This window comes from Algibacter mikhailovii, assembly GCF_014651495.1.
Lineage (GTDB): Bacteria > Bacteroidota > Bacteroidia > Flavobacteriales > Flavobacteriaceae > Algibacter_E > Algibacter_E mikhailovii.
Genome location: NZ_BMWZ01000001.1, coordinates 282504 through 299996, shown reverse-complemented (window position 1 = coordinate 299996; position 17493 = coordinate 282504). Strand labels below are relative to the sequence as shown.

Annotated in this window: 17 protein-coding genes; 8 read left to right on the top strand and 9 right to left on the bottom strand. The window is 33.1% G+C overall.

Annotated features, from left to right (window positions below; all coding sequences use genetic code 11):
• Positions 1 to 9 precede the first annotated feature (9 nt).
• Entirely contained in the window at positions 10 to 1560 is a 1551-nt protein-coding gene (locus tag IE051_RS01320; RefSeq protein WP_189358714.1) for an NAD(P)H-hydrate dehydratase, read from the bottom strand.
• Between the two features lie 344 nt (positions 1561 to 1904).
• Between IE051_RS01320 and thrA the strand changes: the two genes are divergently transcribed.
• The 4 genes from thrA to IE051_RS01300 all read left to right on the top strand — a co-directional run bounded on the left by thrA (position 1905) and on the right by IE051_RS01300 (position 7887).
• Positions 1905 to 4349: a bifunctional aspartate kinase/homoserine dehydrogenase I gene (gene thrA, locus IE051_RS01315; RefSeq protein ID WP_189358712.1), complete on the top strand. Its 2445-nt coding sequence runs from the start codon at positions 1905 to 1907 to the stop codon at positions 4347 to 4349.
• A gap of 90 nt (positions 4350 to 4439) precedes the next feature.
• Positions 4440 to 5363: a homoserine kinase gene (locus tag IE051_RS01310; RefSeq protein WP_189359358.1), complete on the top strand. Its 924-nt coding sequence runs from the start codon at positions 4440 to 4442 to the stop codon at positions 5361 to 5363.
• A gap of 5 nt (positions 5364 to 5368) precedes the next feature.
• Entirely contained in the window at positions 5369 to 6664 is a 1296-nt protein-coding gene (gene thrC, locus IE051_RS01305; RefSeq protein ID WP_189358710.1) for a threonine synthase, read from the top strand.
• Positions 6665 to 6750: 86 nt separating this feature from the next.
• Entirely contained in the window at positions 6751 to 7887 is a 1137-nt protein-coding gene (locus tag IE051_RS01300; RefSeq protein WP_189358708.1) for a putative porin, read from the top strand.
• A gap of 147 nt (positions 7888 to 8034) precedes the next feature.
• On the opposite strand, the gene IE051_RS01295 is transcribed toward IE051_RS01300, so the two are convergent.
• The 3 genes from IE051_RS01295 to IE051_RS01285 all read right to left on the bottom strand — a co-directional run bounded on the left by IE051_RS01295 (position 8035) and on the right by IE051_RS01285 (position 11366).
• The gene (locus IE051_RS01295) at positions 8035 to 9486 is read right to left on the bottom strand and encodes an MBOAT family O-acyltransferase (RefSeq protein WP_189358706.1); all 1452 of its coding nucleotides are present in this window, start codon (positions 9484 to 9486) and stop codon (positions 8035 to 8037) included.
• Between the two features lie 184 nt (positions 9487 to 9670).
• Positions 9671 to 10150, bottom strand: a complete 480-nt coding sequence (locus IE051_RS01290) for an Lrp/AsnC family transcriptional regulator (protein ID WP_139694853.1) — start codon at positions 10148 to 10150, stop codon at positions 9671 to 9673.
• A 79-nt stretch (positions 10151 to 10229) separates the two neighbouring features.
• On the bottom strand, positions 10230 to 11366 hold the full coding sequence (locus tag IE051_RS01285) for a M14 family metallopeptidase (protein WP_189358704.1): 1137 nt from the start codon (positions 11364 to 11366) through the stop codon (positions 10230 to 10232).
• A gap of 292 nt (positions 11367 to 11658) precedes the next feature.
• Here IE051_RS01285 and IE051_RS01280 point away from each other — a divergent pair, with 292 nt between their 5' ends.
• Together IE051_RS01280 and IE051_RS01275 are read left to right on the top strand one after the other, a co-directional pair.
• A complete protein-coding gene (locus IE051_RS01280) occupies positions 11659 to 12042 on the top strand; it encodes a helix-turn-helix domain-containing protein (RefSeq protein ID WP_189358702.1) in 384 nt (127 codons plus the stop codon).
• A 40-nt stretch (positions 12043 to 12082) separates the two neighbouring features.
• Positions 12083 to 12451 carry a DNA topoisomerase IV gene (locus IE051_RS01275; RefSeq protein WP_189358700.1) on the top strand — a complete coding sequence of 123 codons (369 nt, stop codon included), beginning with the start codon at positions 12083 to 12085 and terminating at the stop codon, positions 12449 to 12451.
• A gap of 2 nt (positions 12452 to 12453) precedes the next feature.
• Here IE051_RS01275 and IE051_RS01270 read toward each other — a convergent pair whose 3' ends face one another.
• A complete protein-coding gene (locus IE051_RS01270; RefSeq protein ID WP_189358698.1) occupies positions 12454 to 12954 on the bottom strand; it encodes a hydrolase in 501 nt (166 codons plus the stop codon).
• Positions 12955 to 12963: 9 nt separating this feature from the next.
• A complete protein-coding gene (locus IE051_RS01265) occupies positions 12964 to 13725 on the bottom strand; it encodes an MBL fold metallo-hydrolase (RefSeq protein ID WP_189358696.1) in 762 nt (253 codons plus the stop codon).
• A gap of 93 nt (positions 13726 to 13818) precedes the next feature.
• Here IE051_RS01265 and IE051_RS01260 point away from each other — a divergent pair, with 93 nt between their 5' ends.
• Entirely contained in the window at positions 13819 to 15288 is a 1470-nt protein-coding gene (locus tag IE051_RS01260) for a TonB-dependent receptor (protein WP_189358694.1), read from the top strand.
• A 44-nt stretch (positions 15289 to 15332) separates the two neighbouring features.
• On the opposite strand, the gene bcp is transcribed toward IE051_RS01260, so the two are convergent.
• Positions 15333 to 15785, bottom strand: a complete 453-nt coding sequence (gene bcp, locus IE051_RS01255) for a thioredoxin-dependent thiol peroxidase (RefSeq protein ID WP_189358692.1) — start codon at positions 15783 to 15785, stop codon at positions 15333 to 15335.
• A 35-nt stretch (positions 15786 to 15820) separates the two neighbouring features.
• Between bcp and IE051_RS01250 the strand changes: the two genes are divergently transcribed.
• The gene (locus IE051_RS01250; protein WP_189358690.1) at positions 15821 to 16480 is read left to right on the top strand and encodes an endonuclease III domain-containing protein; all 660 of its coding nucleotides are present in this window, start codon (positions 15821 to 15823) and stop codon (positions 16478 to 16480) included.
• A gap of 25 nt (positions 16481 to 16505) precedes the next feature.
• Here the strand turns inward: IE051_RS01250 and IE051_RS01245 are convergent, their stop codons facing one another.
• Together IE051_RS01245 and IE051_RS01240 are read right to left on the bottom strand one after the other, a co-directional pair.
• On the bottom strand, positions 16506 to 16655 hold the full coding sequence (locus tag IE051_RS01245; RefSeq protein ID WP_189358688.1) for a hypothetical protein: 150 nt from the start codon (positions 16653 to 16655) through the stop codon (positions 16506 to 16508).
• 57 nt (positions 16656 to 16712) lie between these two features.
• Positions 16713 to 17297: an RNA polymerase sigma factor gene (locus IE051_RS01240; RefSeq protein WP_189358686.1), complete on the bottom strand. Its 585-nt coding sequence runs from the start codon at positions 17295 to 17297 to the stop codon at positions 16713 to 16715.
• Positions 17298 to 17493: the final 196 nt, after the last annotated feature.

Here is a 17493-nt window from a genome sequence, read left to right as displayed (position 1 = left end):
GGGGCTTTTTTATTTTTCTTTACTTTGACTGGATTCTTCAGTCTCTTTGGTTTTTTTAAGTAAACTCAAAAACGCAGGCCCTAAGTGGTCAATGACATGGCTAGCTATCAGACTCTCATACCCGTGCTTAAACGCTGCAATGTCTGCAGATAACCCATGTAAATACACTCCAAATATGGCGGCAACAAGTGCATTGTAGCCTTGAGCTATTAACCCTGTAATTATTCCCGTTAGTACATCACCAGAACCAGCAGTGGCTAAGCCAGGATTACCTGTTGTATTTATGTAAAGCTTACCATCAAAAACTGTTATGGAATTAGCGCCTTTAATAACCACAATAACGTTATGTTCTTTTGACAGAGCTTTCACTTTTTCAAGCTTATCAAAATCATTTTTCCAGACACCAATTAAGCGTTCAAGTTCTTTAGGATGTGGCGTTAAAACAGTTTGGGTTGGTAGTAATTTTAACAAATCCTTGTTTTTGGATAGCATATTAATACCATCAGCATCAACAACAAGTGGTGATTTATTTTGTTCTAAAAACGCTCTAAAAGCGCTAACCGTTTTAGCATGAGTACCAATGCCAATGCCTATACCAACAACGGATGGTTGCGTTTGAAAACTTATGGAGGTTATCATTTGTTCATCATCACAAGTAAGAACCATCCCTTCAGGAAATGAGGTCTGTAAAGGTACATAACCACACTTGGGTACATAAGCTGAAACTAAACCTGAACCAGCAGCTAAAGCTGCTTTACAAGCTAAAGTTACCGCGCCAATCATTCCATACCGCCCTCCTACTATTAAGGCAAGTCCGTGATTGCCTTTGTGTGAAAATTTATGTCTTGGTATATAATTGGGTAGTATTTCAAATTTACCAATCAGCTCTGCAATAGTTTGTGTGGTTGATAAAAAATCAGAGTCTAATCCAATATCCAAAACCATCCATTCTTGAGTATATTGTGCTGTTTCCGGTAAAAAGAAAACGAGTTTCGGCGATGCAAAACTTAAAGTAAAATCAGCCCAAACAGCGGCATCTTCATCAACAATAGGCCTATCTGTATAAAGTCCTGAAGGTATATCAATGGATAAAGTAAATGCTTTGCTGGACCTAAAATGTTTAAATAAATTTTTTAACCATTCATCAATAGGCCTATTTAAACCGATACCAAAAACGGCATCAACAATAATATCTTCTAAACCTATTTCTGGAAAATCATCACTGCAATTCAAAAGCGTAGGCCATGTTTTTGTTACTTGCTTAACACGATCATAATTGATTAAAAAATCTTTAGAACGCTTGTCACTGCAATTAATAATATACGTATGAACGTTATAGCCGTGAGTAATTAAATGCCGTGTTAATACCAGCCCATCTCCTCCATTATTTCCAATGCCGCAAAAAATATGAATAGGTACTTGAGCGCCTTGCATTCGAGCATGTATCCAATTAAAAATTTTAACCCCAGCACGCTCCATTAAATCAGTAGATGAAATATTTTGTCGTTCTGTTGTAATTTTGTCCCCGCTATATATTTGCTCTTTAGAGAATATTTTCATTATTCTAGTTTGTTATTGATTTTTCAGTTCTTATTATAGTTTCTCATTTATTTTCTATGAAATACCAATCAATATAAGAATACCGTAAAAAAAATGAATTAGTTTTTTTATAGAGTTAAATGTAATACTTTTGAGGTGTATTATATAGCGATAATGAATCATTTCAGCCAAACAATTAAGTTTTCTATTTCTTTATTTATTAAAGAGACAGCTTCTATTATTGGTACAACTACAAATTTCACGACCCTTTGGGGTTGCTAGTTATATATTCTTCAGGCTATTTATGTGATTTTTGTAATCACAGTATTTCAAGTATTATTTTTAATTATTCAAGACATTAAAACATGAAGGTTTTAAAATTTGGTGGAACATCAGTAGGTTCTTCAAAAAACATAAATAACGTCATTAATATTTTAGAAAACTACGGAAAAAGTGATACCGTAGTTTGTGTGGTTTCTGCAGTTGGAGGCATTACCGATAAATTACTTTTAGCCGGAAATCAAGCTTTAAATAAAGATCATAACTTTTTAGAAACTTATGAAGATATTGTTTCGAAGCACTTTGATCTCATAAAAGAACTAAATCCTAGCGATAGTAAAACTATTTTAGGCTACGTAGAAGAACGACTAAGAGGGTTAAAAAGTTTATTGGAGGGCATCTATTTAATTAATGAATTATCTCCTAAAACTTCAGATAAATTAGTGAGTTATGGTGAATTGCTTTCATCTTTCATTATTGCTGAAACTATGAAAAATAGAGGTCTATCTGCAAATAGAAAGAACTCACAGGAATTAATTATTACCAATTCAAATTTTTCAAAAGCAGAAGTTGACTATAGCATTACCAATGAAAATATTAAGGATTATTTTAAAACCGTTCAAGAAGATATAACTATTCTTCCTGGGTTTATTTCAAAATCTAAAATTGGTGAAATTACTACGCTTGGTCGTGGAGGATCTGATTTTACTGCTGCTATTGTAGCTGCAGCATTAGATGTTGATCAGCTAGAAATTTGGACCGATGTTAGCGGCATGTTTACTACCAACCCAAAATTGGTAAAACAAGCTTACCCTATTGATAAAATTTCTTATCAAGAAGCCATGGAGCTTTCGCATTTTGGAGCTAAGGTATTGTATCCACCTACCGTGCAACCGGTATTGAGTTTAAACATTCCGATTCATATAAAAAACACGCTTGAACCTGAGGCTGTAGGGACTATTATTTCAAATGATGAAACTAATTCTACTGCGCCCGTAAAAGGTATTAGTAATATTAGTAACATAGCGCTGTTAACTCTTGAAGGTAGTGGAATGGTAGGGATTCCGGGCTTTTCAAAACGTTTGTTTGAAACATTATCTCAAGAAAAGATTAATATTATAATGATCACTCAAGCGTCTTCAGAACATTCAATTTGCCTAGCTATTGAAGCGCAAGATGCCGAAGCCGCTAAAGTAGCAATAGATGCTGTGTTTGAAAATGAAATTGAGCTTAATAAAATTGATCCCATAATTATAGAAACTGGTTTGTCAATTATTGCTTTAGTGGGTGATAATATGAAAAACCACCAAGGCATTAGTGGCAAAATGTTTAGTAGCCTTGGTAAAAACAATATTAACATAAGAGCTATTGCACAAGGCGCATCAGAAAAAAACATCACCGCAGTTATCGGTGAAAAGGATGTAAAAAAAGCATTAAACACCTTACATGAGCAGTTTTTTGAAGCTCAAAACAAACAAATTAATGTATTTATTACTGGCGTTGGGAATGTGGGTGAACGTTTAGTAGAACAAATAAAACAACAGAAAAAGTACCTTAAAGACAATTTAAAAATCAAATTGCGTATTGTTGGATTATCAAATTCAAGACGAATGATATTTGATGAGCACGGCTTGGATTTAAAAAATTGGAAAGCAGATTTAGCTGATAGTCAAGAAGCTAGTTTACAAGGCTTTTTCCAAAACGTTAAGGCCCTAAACCTGCGAAACAGTATTTTTGTAGACGTTACAGCTAATAAGGAAATTTCAGAATTATACGCTCAATATCTAAGAGAAAGTATAGCCGTTGTGGCTTGTAATAAAATAGCATGTTCTAGTGATTTTGAAAACTACAAATTACTAAAACGCTTATCACTAAAATACAATGCGCCATTCTTATTTGAAACAAATGTTGGCGCAGGTTTACCTATTATTGATACCTTGAATAATTTAGTCGCCTCTGGTGATAAAGTTAATTCTATTCAGGCGGTTTTATCCGGAAGTTTAAATTTTGTATTCAATAATTTCAATGACTCAACAAAATTCTATGACATTGTGAAACAAGCTGGAGCTGAAGGCTATACAGAACCGGACCCGAGAATTGATTTAAGTGGTGTTGATGTTGCACGTAAGATTTTAATTCTTGCAAGAGAAAGTGGTGTTGAGATGAATTTAGAAGATATTGAGAATAGTTCATTCTTATCTGAATCCGGACAAAAAAGCGGTTCTGTTGATGATTTTTATGAAACATTAATTCAAGATGAAGCCCACTATCAAGCCTTGTACGCCTCTGCAAAAGCAAATAATAGTCAACTTAAGTACGTTGCCAAATTTGACAATGGAAAAGCAAGTGTAGGGTTACAAGAAATTCCAGAAGGACATCCTTTCTATAATTTAGAAGGTAGTGATAATATTGTGATGTTTTATACAGAGCGCTACCCAACAAATCCTATGATCATAAAAGGTGCTGGTGCTGGTGCTGATGTAACAGCATCCGGATTGTTTGCAGATATTATAAGATTAGGTAACGACTAGGACGTTGGACAAAAACGGGTATTAATCATGTTACATAAAAAAAGTTCAAGCTTCTGTTCGAGTGCAGTCGAGAACTATTTAATAGATAAAATGAACGAAATAAAAATATTTTCTCCCGCTACTGTAGCCAATGTGGCTTGTGGTTTCGATGTATTAGGCTTTTGTCTAGATAGCGTTGGAGATGAGATGGTCATTCGTAAAATTGAACAAAAAGGCATCTTTATCTCTCATATTGAAGGTTTCGATTTGCCTTATAAAGCAGCATTAAATGTTGCCGGTGTTTCGGCGCTAGCGATGTATGAGGCCATAGATGTTGATTTTGGTTTTGAAATTGAAATCTACAAGAATATTAAACCAGGTAGTGGTATTGGCAGTAGTGCTGCCAGTGCTGTTGGTAGTGTTTTTGGAATGAATGAACTTATTGGGCGTCCGTTTAATAAGACGCAGCTTACAGAATTTGCTATTAAAGGGGAAGCTTTAGCTAGTAAATGCGAACATGCCGATAATTTGGCTCCTGCCCTGTTTGGTGGATTTACATTAGTAAAAAGTGTAGCTCCACTTAAGATTCTTAATATTCCATCGCCAGAAGATTTATACGCCACAATAATTCATCCTCAAATAGAAATTAAGACTTCAGAATCCAGAGCCATACTACCCTCCAATATACCGCTGAGTCAAGCTATTGAACAGTGGGCTAATTTGGGAAGTTTAGTTCATGGTTTACACACAAATGATTATGAGCTCATCAGTGATTCTTTAAATGATGTGGTTATTGAACCTTATAGAAGTCAATTAATTCCTGAATTTAATGCTGTCAAAGAAGCTGCTTTAACAGCTGGTGCTTTGGGCGTAGGTATTTCAGGCTCCGGTCCTTCAATTTTTTCATTAAGTAAAGGACAAAGTACCGCAGACAATATTAAAGTAGCGATGCAAAATGTATATTCTAAGACAGATATAGATTTTGATATCCATGTTTCTAAAATAAATACCGAAGGTGTTAAAATACTAAAGTAATAACAATGAATTATTTCTCACTTAACCATAAAGCTCCTAACACTACATTCAAAAATGCCGTTATTAAAGGCTTGGCGCCTGATAAAGGCTTATATTTTCCGGAAACGATAACACCATTACCAAAATCGTTTTTTGATAATATTGATAACCTGTCGTATTCAGAAATTGGTTTTGAAGCCATTAAACAGTTTATTGCTCCCGAAATCCCTGAAGATGTTTTAAAAACGATTGTTGAGGAAACTTTGTCTTTTGATTTTCCTGTAGTTAAGCTTAACGAGCATATATCTACTTTAGAATTATTTCACGGACCAACCATGGCATTTAAAGATGTTGGTGCGCGTTTTATGGCACGATGTTTAGGTTATTTTAATATAGATAATGAAGAAGAAGTTACCGTTTTAGTTGCTACGTCTGGTGATACTGGAGGTGCTGTAGCCAATGGGTTTTTAGGCGTAAAAGGAGTAAATGTAGTTATTCTATATCCAAGTGGAAAAGTTAGTGATATTCAGGAAAAACAATTAACGACCTTAGGGCAAAACATAAAAGCGCTAGAAGTGAACGGCACCTTTGATGATTGTCAGGCTATGGTTAAAACAGCCTTTCTTGATGAGTCCTTAACCTCACATATGCAACTTACTTCGGCAAACTCAATTAATGTTGCTCGCTGGTTGCCTCAATTGTTTTATTTTATGTTTGCTTATAAGCAATTGCATAAACAGTATGAAGATATAGTTTTTTCTGTCCCTAGTGGTAATTTTGGCAACGTTTGTGCAGGGATGATGGCGCAACAATTAGGGCTACCCATAAAACATTTTATAGCTTCAAACAACGTAAACAATGTAGTGACTAGATACCTAATCTCTCAGCTATATGAACCAAAACCATCTATTCAGACGATTTCGAATGCCATGGATGTAGGTGCTCCTAGCAATTTCATTCGAATTCAAGAGATTTATAAGAACACGTTTGAATCTCTCAAAGCGAATTTATCTTCTTACAGTTTTACAGATGATGAAACACGAGAGGCCATGCTCGAAATTTACAACAACTACAACTACGTTGCTGATCCGCATGGCGCTGTAGGTTATTTAGGCTGCCAATCGTATTTACAAGAAAACAACAATGCGCATACTGTATTTTTAGAGACCGCACACCCTACTAAATTCTTGGATGTTGTTGAAGATGTTATTAAGGAAGAACAACCTTTACCAGAACAAATTCAAGAGGTTATGGGTAAAGAAAAGGAAGCCACTACAATATCAACCTATGATGATTTAAGGCATTTTTTGTTAGGTAGCTAAGTTTTTCTTCAGTTTATGATGTAAGTCATTTTATTTATGACAGTTCTATGGTTAAGTTTATCCTTGTTTATAAACTAACTACTTTAATGTCTAAATTTATACATTACCTATCTTTTCTGTGTGTTTTCATACTGCCTTTCAGCACTTTAAGTCAAGAAAGTAAAAAGCTGAATTTTAATGCCGATTTTAGATTTCGTGTAGAAGAAGACTGGAATTCTAAACGACCAGATGGTACATATAGAGATAATCGCACAAGGTTACGCTATAGACTCAGAGCTGGGTTTGACTATAAAACAAATGAATGGAGCTCTTTTGGAGCTCGAATAAGAACGGGTTTTCCCAACAAACAACAAGACCCTCAACTTACATTAGGTGATGGTTTTGGTGAATTCAATACTTTACCTATTGGTTTTGAGAAACTTTATTTTAAGGTACAACAAAAAGGGTATGCGTTTTGGTTGGGCAAAAACACCTTCCCTTTTTACAAACAGCATGAATTATTTTGGAGTGACAACGTTTATCCAGAAGGTGTCTTCTTCAAGAAGAAATTTCAGTTTAAAAATGAAAAAATATCCAAATTAGACCTGAATGTTGGTCATTTTATAATTAGAGCAAACGGAACTAGTCTTAATCAAGACAGCTATTTTCAAGGACTACAAGCACATGCTGTACTATTACAATCTAGACTAAACATTTTTTCATCCTTATATTTATTCAGAAATATACCCAATATCCCTGATGGCGGTGAAACCTTTATTTTCGATTACTCCATTTTGAACCTGGGAGCAACCTACGCCCTACTACCCCATAAACATTTAAATTTAGAGTTTGACTATTATTACAATTTTGAGGACTATGGTGCAAACCCCAATATAGAAACCGAATTTAAAAATCAAGTACACGGCATTATATCCGGAATTGCCTATGGGCATTATAGGGAAAAAGGTGATTGGAAATTCAAAGCATCCTATACTTATTTAGAACGCTATGCCGTTGTGGATTTCTTAGCACAAAACGACTGGGCTCGTTGGGATTATTCAGCATTCGATTCACCCGATGGACGTTTAACCAATTTGCAGGGTGTAGAACTTGTTGCTAGTTATCTTTTGGCAAAAAACATGAAACTAACTTTGAAGTATTACAAGGTTAAGCAATTGATTCCATTCGGCTTGACAAAAGAAACTGGTGATAGGATTCGATTAGATTTAGATGTTAGATTCTGATTTTAAAGCCTTCCGATAGTAAAATGAAATATTCTTAAATACCTTGAGATACTATAATTAAAGATCTTCTCAATTGCTTTATCGCGCTTGTTTTAAAGACGAAGCCTTAGGAGCCACCTTCAGAATAAACCAACCCTATGTCGTTTCTTAAAATTGAAAATAGATAAACGACCTATCAAAGCCGCTGTCATAGAATAAAAGCATAAAGAAAATCACAACCGCATAAGCTAGAAATCTAATATATTTAGACTTAAACTTAAACGGCGATCGTTCATCTTTTCTTATGATATACTCATATATAACGAACAAAACAATCAATACGTAATAATCAATCATTCTGTAGCCCATAGGATGTAAGTATTCACTATAGGAGAAATTTTCAAATATTCTTCTTATAAAACCGAAGGCATCGGTTATAGATTCAGACCTAAAGAATATCCTTGAAAATGTAACTATTGCAAAGGTTAATAAGACCTGTCCAATCTCTAAAAAAGAAGGAAATATAGAATGTTCTCCAACAACGGTATTTTTATAGATTGTATTTCTACCTAGTAAAAAAACAGGAATAAATGCTACTGCATGAAATGCCCCCCAAAATATAAAAGTCCAATTTGCGCCATGCCAAAACCCGCTGACTAAAAAAATGATAATTATATTTCTAACAGATTTTAATTTACTCACTCTAGAGCCTCCTAAAGGAATATAGATATAATGCCTAAACCATGTAGACAAAGAAACATGCCATCGCTGCCAGTACTCGGCCACATTCCTTGAGAAGTTGGGGAATTTAAAGTTGGACATCAACTCAATTCCAAAGAGTTTAGCTGTACCAATGGCAATATCAGAATATCCGCTAAAATCTCCATATACCTGAAAGCTAAATAAAACAACGCCTAAAATAAGCGACGAGGCTGGATATGTACTATAATTAGCAAACACGTCATCAACTATAGGCGCTAAGGCATCAGCAATGACTATTTTTTTAAACAAGCCCCAGAGAATTAATTTAAGACCACTAACTGATTGATTGTAACTAAAAGTTCTTTTATTGGTAATCTGAGAAAGTAAATTTGAAGCCCTTTCAATTGGACCTGCAACTAATTGCGGAAAGAAACTTACAAAAGCGGCAAAAGACAGAAAATCTTTAGTGGGCTTTAGTTTCTTATAATAAATATCAAATGAATAAGACATGGTTTGGAAGGTATAAAACGAAATACCTACAGGGAGAATGACTTTAAGGGTCCAAGTGCTTTTTATACTATAGCCCATAACTTCAAACATTTCTATCCAAGATTCAACAAAAAAGTTATAATACTTGAAAAAACCTAGAAGACCAACATTAAAAAGAACACTAACCCATAGCCATTGCTTTCTTTTAGAATGACTACTCTGCTTATCAATTTGCATGCCTACAAAATAATCCACTATTGTACTTAGTAGAATTAAGGATAAAAATCTCCAATCCCACCAGCCATAAAAAATATAACTTGCAACTAATAATAGTATATTCTGAGCAGTATGTTTCTTTTTAAGAATTCCCCAATACAGGACGTAAACCAGAAAGAGAAAAACAAAAAACTCAATTGAATTAAATATCATAAATTAGGTTATTGGTAGGTTAAGGTTTAAATTATTTTTCTTTTTTACGCAAATATGCTAGATTTTATGTTTAGGCTCAAAGTTTATCTATAAAAAGTGCAGTTAAATCCATAAATTACAAGTATAGAAAAAGCTCAAAAAAAAAGAGCCCAAATTGGGCTCTAAATATAACTTAAAAATTTAATTACATATCATTAAAAATAGAATGCATCAAACGTTTTTTATCGTTAATACTTTCTTCTAATGAAATCATTGTTTCTGTTCTATAAACACCCTCAATATCATCTAATAAAAAGATAACCTCCTTAGCATGCTCGGTACTTCTTGCTCTAATTTTACAAAAAATATTAAATTTCCCTGTTGTAATATGGGCTACAGTAACATACGCTATTTCATTGATACGTTCTAACACAAATTTAGTTTGAGACGTGTTGTTTAAATAAACGCCAACATAAGCAATAAACGAGTATCCTAATTTTTTATAATCTAACATTAAGGAAGACCCCTTTATAATACCTGATTCCTCCATCTTTTTAACGCGTACGTGAACAGTACCTGCTGATATTAATAATTTTTTAGCAATATCTGTAAAAGGTATTCTAGTGTTATCGATTAACATATCAAGTATTTGATGATCGATTTCGTCCAATTTAATTTTTCCCATAATAAACTATTCTTAAATAGACGTCAAAATTAATACATTTTCATTAAAAAAACCTCATAATCTATACGCTTTATTTCGATTATAATAAGATTTTCTCATTATTTAATATTACGAAAACGTTTTCGTAACCCTCAGTCAATTCTTCTCCATTTTCTCCAAATACCTCTGCCTCATGCGCTTCAATTTCTTTATGGCCATATAATTCATTAAGACGTCCCATTTCAACTACTTTTGGAATAAATTTTAGTTCTCCATTTTCTAGTTTTTCTTGGTATTGAATACCAATATCTAAAAGTTTATCGTCTACTTTTCCATTTCGTATTATAACATCCAAAAAACACTTGCCATTCTCAGGAATATCAAAATAGTCTTTATAATGACGGCCTGTAACCTCTTGGCTTGAAATATAAAGTAATGATTCTACATACGCTATATAAATCAATTCCCGCGTTATTTCACGTTCGTAATCATTTTTATAATGCCCGGCTTCAAAAAGAATGGTTGGAACATTATTACTTTGAAAGTTGTCTCCAACGCAGTTTAGATTAAAGGCATCATCATAGACCCCTACTTGTTCAGGTATAATAGACTGTAACGCCTTATTCATTTGAGCAATTACCTCCATAGCAATCTTCCTAGTGTTTGTGATTGTACAAGCTTCATCCTGTGCAGGAGCTAGAAAAGACACAGTTGCGGAATTATTAGTTTTTCCGGCGCTAAAAATGGTGCGTTGACCATGTAGATTATAGCAAAAATCAGGATTAAAAGTTTCAAAAATAGATTTTAAAACTTTGCTCTCTGGTTGCGTTAAATTCTGCGCGTCTCTATTTAAATCTACTTGATTCGCGTTTATTCTTGTATACCCTAAAGCACCGTCAGGATTTAAAATTGGAATTATATATAAGGTACACGCTTCTAAAATGTGTTTAACAACAGCTTCAGAATCAGCTAAAGTGTTTAATAAATCAAAAACAGCTTTAGTAGTCGTGGATTCATTACCATGCATTTGGGACCACATGAGTATCCGTTTTTTGCCAGTACCAATTTTCAATCCATAAATAGGATGGTCTAAAACCGAATATCCTATGATGTCAATATCAATATTTTTATTGAATTTTTTCAACAAAGGTTCGATATCCTTGTGCGTAATATATCTTCCATATAAATGCTCTTCTTTGTATTTTAAAAATAAGCGTCGTGTATCATCTATTTGCATACTAATTCATTTAGGTTACAAATGTAAACAATTAGTAATTTACATTTGTAAACACTGAAATCGCTTTAAATGTTTACAACTGTACCCTTATTAAATTTGATATTAGCACATAAACATAACAAAAAACATTAAGAATTTTTAACTATACTTAAAATAAACTATATCAATTAATTAACCATTATATAATTAAGTTTTAGTTTAATTAAATCGTGAGATAATTCAATAAAAACCCAGGTGTTTAAAGCAGATTTGTTACATTTGTAACATGATATAGGGGCGTAACTAATTTACAATGGTAAACACAGAAGATTTCATAAAAAGACTACAGAAAGTGATTGATTATTACGGTGAATCAGCCTCATCATTTGCTGAAAAAATTGGTGTGCAGCGCTCTAGCATTTCTCATATTTTGTCCGGTAGAAACAAACCTAGTTTAGATTTTACACTTAAAGTGCTAACTGCTTTTCCTGATGTTGATTTGTATTGGCTTTTTAATGGCAGAGGAAGTTTTCCTAATTTAAATAATGAAGAACTTATTGAATTAAATCCAGAGCCATCTACCTCTACTTCTAAGGCGCCAGAAAAAGAAATAAACCCACTAGTCAAAAACGATAAATCCATTGAACGTATCGTTATTTTTTATACTGATGGTAGTTTTAAAAACTTTCAGAATTAAAAACTTACTTTTGTTAACTTTTCAATTTAAAATTCTAGTTATGCGTGTTTTCTGTTTTTTACCATTTTTACTATTATTAAACTGCTATGAATCTGCCAGAAATTGCAAAGACTTTAAAACAGGTAAATTCTATAGTGAGGTTAATATTAATGGTGAATCCTCTAGAGCTACATTTGAAAGGACTGAATTGTTGCAGGTTGAACATTATAATAACAAAACGGACTCTTCTAAATTACGGTGGATTAATGAATGTGAAGTTATTTTCAAAACCATAAACCCCAAAAATATGGCCGAAGAAAAAGATATCCACTTAAAGATACTCACTACCACAGATTCTTCATACACCTACGAATACTCATATGTAGGCGAAACCAAAAAACAAAAAGGAATTGCTTATAAAGTCAATTAATTTCAGTTAAAGGGGTATAAAAAATATTCTACTAAATTAAATTTCAACTCTTTATTCTCAGTTATTTCATAAGTTAAAAAGATTTCACCCCAATATTCACCATCTGAAAAGTCAGCTATAATCCATTTGTGATTTAATAATTTCACCGTATTAATCATCATTTTTCGGTCTTCACTAGCGGCATATGGAACTATGGGATGATCGCCCTTTACCTCATTTAATTTATAGAGTTCATCTTTTATGAATGGTATAAGTTCATTAATTTCATAGCCTTGATCTTCAAAATAACTGATGGCATCCTCATTTCTATTAAGGTTAAAATGTGAAACCTCCATTATGTCTTCTTCCAATACAGATACGGAATCTTTGTATTTTACCAACTGCGACTTATACTTACTTAGTTTGTTATCCATATCTTCAAAAACACGCTTCGCATTTACATATTGAAATAGTATCAATAATATTGAAAAAACGAACAAATAGATGAAAATTTTTTGCTTCATAGTTTTGTTTTAAATAGTTATTTGGAGGTTGTCATAAGCCAAAAACACATTTTCAGGAAGTGTTTTCTCAACTTCCTCATGAAATCCTAGCAAATGACTTATATGAGTTAAATATGCGCGCTCTGGATTTACAACACTTATAAATTCAAGGGCTTCTTTTAGGTTAAAATGGGATCGATGTGGCTCAAGCCTTAATGCATTTATAACTAACACCTTAACGCCTTTTAACTTTTTAACCTCTTTATTTTTTAAACTTTTCATGTCGGTTAAATAGGCAAAGTGATTAAATCGATAGCCAAAAACTTGTAATTTGTCATGCAACCCATTTACAGGTAATACGTCTAGATCTTTTAGTTTAAAGGAAGCGTTCTTTAACCTGTTTATATGAACTGATGGTGCGCCAGGGTATTTGTTTTCTTTTTTGAAAATATAATCAAAGCGCTTTTTTAAGGATTTGAGAACACGTTTATGGGCAAATATTGAGATATCACCTTGCCTAAAATAGAAAGGTCTAATGTCATCTAATCCTAAAACATGATCAGAATGTTCATGTGTAAATATAATGCCGTCAATTCTTTTGCAATTAGCACGAAGCATCTGTTGCCTGAAATCGGGACCACAATCAATGACATAAGCGTAATCTTCCCACTCTATTAAAACCGACACGCGTAGCCTTTTGTCCTTAGGATTTTCGCTCAAGCATACAGGATGATCACTCCCAATAATAGGGATTCCTTGTGATGTACCCGTACCAAGAAACGTAATTTTCAAAATTCCGTAATTTTTACTCAAAAGTAAGCTTATTTTTTCGTTTGATATAGTTATTTAATATCTTTACTCCTTAATGAATTTAACCTTTAGCATATGGAAATTACTATAAAAGGAGATAAAGAATTTGATGATATCCCTTCGTTAAAGTCTAAGGCCCTTAAAATAAATTTAAACGAGAATATTTACGGTACGTTTGCCGAAATAGGTGCTGGACAAGAAACTTGTCGTCATTTTTTTAGAGCCGGTGGCGCATCTGGAACTATCGCAAAGGCCATGTCTGCATATGATAAAGACTTTAGTGACGCCATTTATGGTGCTGAGGATGATGGTAGATATGTTACGGAGGCACGATTAAGAAAAATGCTGACTCACGAGATGGATTTAATGGAAAATCGATTGACTCGTGAAAAAAACCCGAACAAAATATTTTTTACATACGCGAATACGGTAGCGACCATTGATTTCGCAAAGCAATTTAAAGGTCATGGCTGGGTTGGCATAAAATACCAAGTAGAATCCAAAGGCGATTATAACGAAATTATTCTGCATGTTCGCTTTAAAGAAACAGATGCCCGTCTTCAACAAGAGACATTAGGTGTTCTCGGAACAAACCTTATTTATGGTGCTTTTTATAAATATAATGAACCTAAAAAATTACTGCGTTATTTATATGATCATTTAGATAATGATCAGGTTGAAATTGATACTATAAATTTTTCAGGACCTGTTTTTAAAAATGTTGATAATCGATTAATGAGTTTACAACTTGTAAAAAACGGTATGACAGATGCTGTAATGTTTGGGCCTGATGGCACAAATGTTTTGCCTGCTAAAGTGTTTTATAAGAAAAACATTTTGGCTCTACGTGGTAGTTTCAGACCGGTTACTAAGGTTAACATGGCTATGTATGAGAAATCATACGATATGTTTATCAAAGAAAATAAAGTTGACGAGAAGAAGACCGTTGTTGTTTTTGAAATCACTTTATCAAATTTAAGAGCAGAAGGGGAAATAGATGAACAAGATTTTATAGATCGCGCAGATTTATTATGCTCTCTTGGGCAATCCGTAATGATTTCTAATTTTCAAGAATATTTTAAGGTCGTTGAATATTTCTCTAATTACACTAAAGCAAGAATGGGTCTAGCTATGGGCGTTAGTAATCTTGTAGATATTTTTGATGAAAAATACTACCGTCATATAAGTGGAGGCATACTTGAAGCCTTTGGGAAGTTATTCTTTAAAGATCTAAAAGTGTACTTATATCCTATGATAGATCCTGGAACAGGAGAGTTAATTACCAGCGAAAACTTAAAAGTTTATCCACGTATGAAAGAGCTTTACAAATTCTTTAAATATAATGGCAAAGTCATAGATATAGAAGGTTATGATGAAAGCATAATGAATATTTTTTCAAGAGAAATATTGCGAATGATAACTACCGGAGAAAGTGGCTGGGAAGAAATGGTACCCGAAGGAACCGCCGAATTAATAAAAGACTACCGTTTGTTTGGTTATACTAGAAAACCGTTAACCTTAAGTCGCATTAGAAAAAAGCATTAAACTTAAATTGAAAAAAAGTGGCCATTGAAAAATGGCCACTTTTTTTACATTAGAATTTGCGCGGCATGATCTTTAGTTTTTACTTTATCAATAACGCGTTCAACAATACCTTTTTCGTCAATTAAAAAAGTTGTTCTATGAATACCATCATATTCTTTTCCCATAAATTTCTTTGGCCCCCACACACCAAATGTATTAATTACAGTCTTGTCTTCATCTGCCAATAGAGGAAATGGGAACTCATATTTATTTTTGAAATTTGATTGACGTTTTTCAGAATCTGCACTTACCCCTAATAATTCGTAACCATTTGTCTGCAAGGTTTCATAATTATCTCTTAAGTTGCAAGCTTCAACAGTACAGCCTGGAGTACTTGCTTTTGGATAGAAAAATACAACTAACTTCTTCCCTATATAATCACTCAAAGAAATGTTATTTCCTTGTTCGTCTTTTGCTGTAAAATTAGGCACAACATCACCTTGTTTTAACGTTTTCATAATCTTAACTTTGATTTTCAACAAAAATACAATTTATGACCAAAAAAGAGAAGGTTCGCTTTGTTATAAATAGCCTAAATAAACTATACCCAGAAATACCGATACCATTAGATCATAAAGATCCTTACACCTTGCTAATTGCCGTACTAATGTCAGCTCAAAGTACAGATGTACGCGTGAATAAAATCACACCTTTGCTATTTGAACAAGCAGACAATCCCTATGACATGGTAAAACTTTCGGTTGAAGATATCAGGGAAATTATAAAGCCTGTGGGGTTATCACCTATGAAAAGCAAAGGCATCCATGGACTGTCTAAAATTTTGATTGAGAAACATAATGGTGTTGTTCCAAAGAGTTTTGAGCTTTTAGAAGAATTACCCGCTGTAGGACATAAAACAGCAAGTGTTGTAATGTCTCAGGCATTTGGTGTACCAGCTTTTCCTGTTGATACCCATATTCATAGATTAATGTACCGTTGGAATTTAAGCAATGGTAAAAATGTAGTGCAAACTGAAAAAGATGCAAAGCGCTTGTTCCCCAAAGAACTTTGGAATGATTTACATCTTCAAATTATTTGGTACGGCAGGGAATATTCCCCTGCTAGAGGTTGGCGTTTAGAAAATGATATAATTACCAAGACTATAGGCAGAAAAACAGTGTTAAGCGCCTACAATAAAATGAAAAAGTCCTAATTTGATAATTAGGACTTAATAAAACTTAATTGAGTAAAGCTTCAAATTTCAATTCATTACAATGCAATACATTTAAAGCCTTTGAATAACTTAAAAGAAAATCAATAGTCTCCTTTTTAGGTTCAAATTGTTCTTCTTTTTGATTAATAGAATTTTCAGAGTAAATTTTTGCCATTTCTTAAATTTAAAGATTAATTCAAATTTATAACGGAACAATTTTTACTTTATTGCATCAATTGGTTAAAACAATATTATGCTTCTCTATAATTTTACGTAAATTAATTAATGCGTAACGCATTCTTCCAAGAGCAGTATTTATGCTTACCCCTGTTCTGTCTGATATTTCTTTAAAACTCATGTCGTTATAAATACGCATCAAAAGCACTTCTCTTTGGTCTTCGGGAAGCTCATCTACTAGCCTTCTCACATCACTCTCAACTTGCTCTTTAATCAAAGATTTTTCTGCGTTTAAACTTGTGTCACTTAACACGGAAAAAATACTGAAATCGCCTGTATTATCAAATTTTGGCATTCTATTATTTTTTCTAAAATAATCTATTACAAGGTTATGTGAAATACGCATAACCCAAGGCAAAAACTTACCTTCTTCATTATAAGCACCGCGCTTAAGTGTGCGTATGACTTTAATAAATGTATCTTGAAATATATCTTCAGCTACATCTCTATCATATACTTTTGCATAAATAAAATTGTATAATTTTTGCTTATGTCTAATAATAAGCAATTCTAAAGCATATTCATCGCCATTGATGTAATTGCTTACTAAAATTGAATCCGAGCTAGGTTGGTATTTCATAATAATTACTTTTAGTTCAAAGAATACAAGGCTTCTTTGTTTGGGGTTACATGATTAAAAGTAATATTATGCTATAGGCGTAGTTTGTTAAATTAATGCTTAATTATGTCAAATATACCAACAATCATTGCTAAAAAACAAAAAAAATAATGTTTATTTTAAATTAATCTTTGAAACGCATCCTATTTCACGGGCT

Coding starts and splice junctions, on each gene's coding strand:
- IE051_RS01320 (WP_189358714.1), bottom strand. CDS start 1,560: ATGAAAATATTCTCTAAAGAGCAAATATATAGCGGGGACAAAATTACA.
- thrA (WP_189358712.1), top strand. CDS start 1,905: ATGAAGGTTTTAAAATTTGGTGGAACATCAGTAGGTTCTTCAAAAAAC.
- IE051_RS01310 (WP_189359358.1), top strand. CDS start 4,440: ATGAACGAAATAAAAATATTTTCTCCCGCTACTGTAGCCAATGTGGCT.
- thrC (WP_189358710.1), top strand. CDS start 5,369: ATGAATTATTTCTCACTTAACCATAAAGCTCCTAACACTACATTCAAA.
- IE051_RS01300 (WP_189358708.1), top strand. CDS start 6,751: ATGTCTAAATTTATACATTACCTATCTTTTCTGTGTGTTTTCATACTG.
- IE051_RS01295 (WP_189358706.1), bottom strand. CDS start 9,486: ATGATATTTAATTCAATTGAGTTTTTTGTTTTTCTCTTTCTGGTTTAC.
- IE051_RS01290 (WP_139694853.1), bottom strand. CDS start 10,150: ATGGGAAAAATTAAATTGGACGAAATCGATCATCAAATACTTGATATG.
- IE051_RS01285 (WP_189358704.1), bottom strand. CDS start 11,366: ATGCAAATAGATGATACACGACGCTTATTTTTAAAATACAAAGAAGAG.
- IE051_RS01280 (WP_189358702.1), top strand. CDS start 11,659: ATGGTAAACACAGAAGATTTCATAAAAAGACTACAGAAAGTGATTGAT.
- IE051_RS01275 (WP_189358700.1), top strand. CDS start 12,083: ATGCGTGTTTTCTGTTTTTTACCATTTTTACTATTATTAAACTGCTAT.
- IE051_RS01270 (WP_189358698.1), bottom strand. CDS start 12,954: ATGAAGCAAAAAATTTTCATCTATTTGTTCGTTTTTTCAATATTATTG.
- IE051_RS01260 (WP_189358694.1), top strand. CDS start 13,819: ATGGAAATTACTATAAAAGGAGATAAAGAATTTGATGATATCCCTTCG.
- bcp (WP_189358692.1), bottom strand. CDS start 15,785: ATGAAAACGTTAAAACAAGGTGATGTTGTGCCTAATTTTACAGCAAAA.
- IE051_RS01250 (WP_189358690.1), top strand. CDS start 15,821: ATGACCAAAAAAGAGAAGGTTCGCTTTGTTATAAATAGCCTAAATAAA.
- IE051_RS01245 (WP_189358688.1), bottom strand. CDS start 16,655: ATGGCAAAAATTTACTCTGAAAATTCTATTAATCAAAAAGAAGAACAA.
- IE051_RS01240 (WP_189358686.1), bottom strand. CDS start 17,297: ATGAAATACCAACCTAGCTCGGATTCAATTTTAGTAAGCAATTACATC.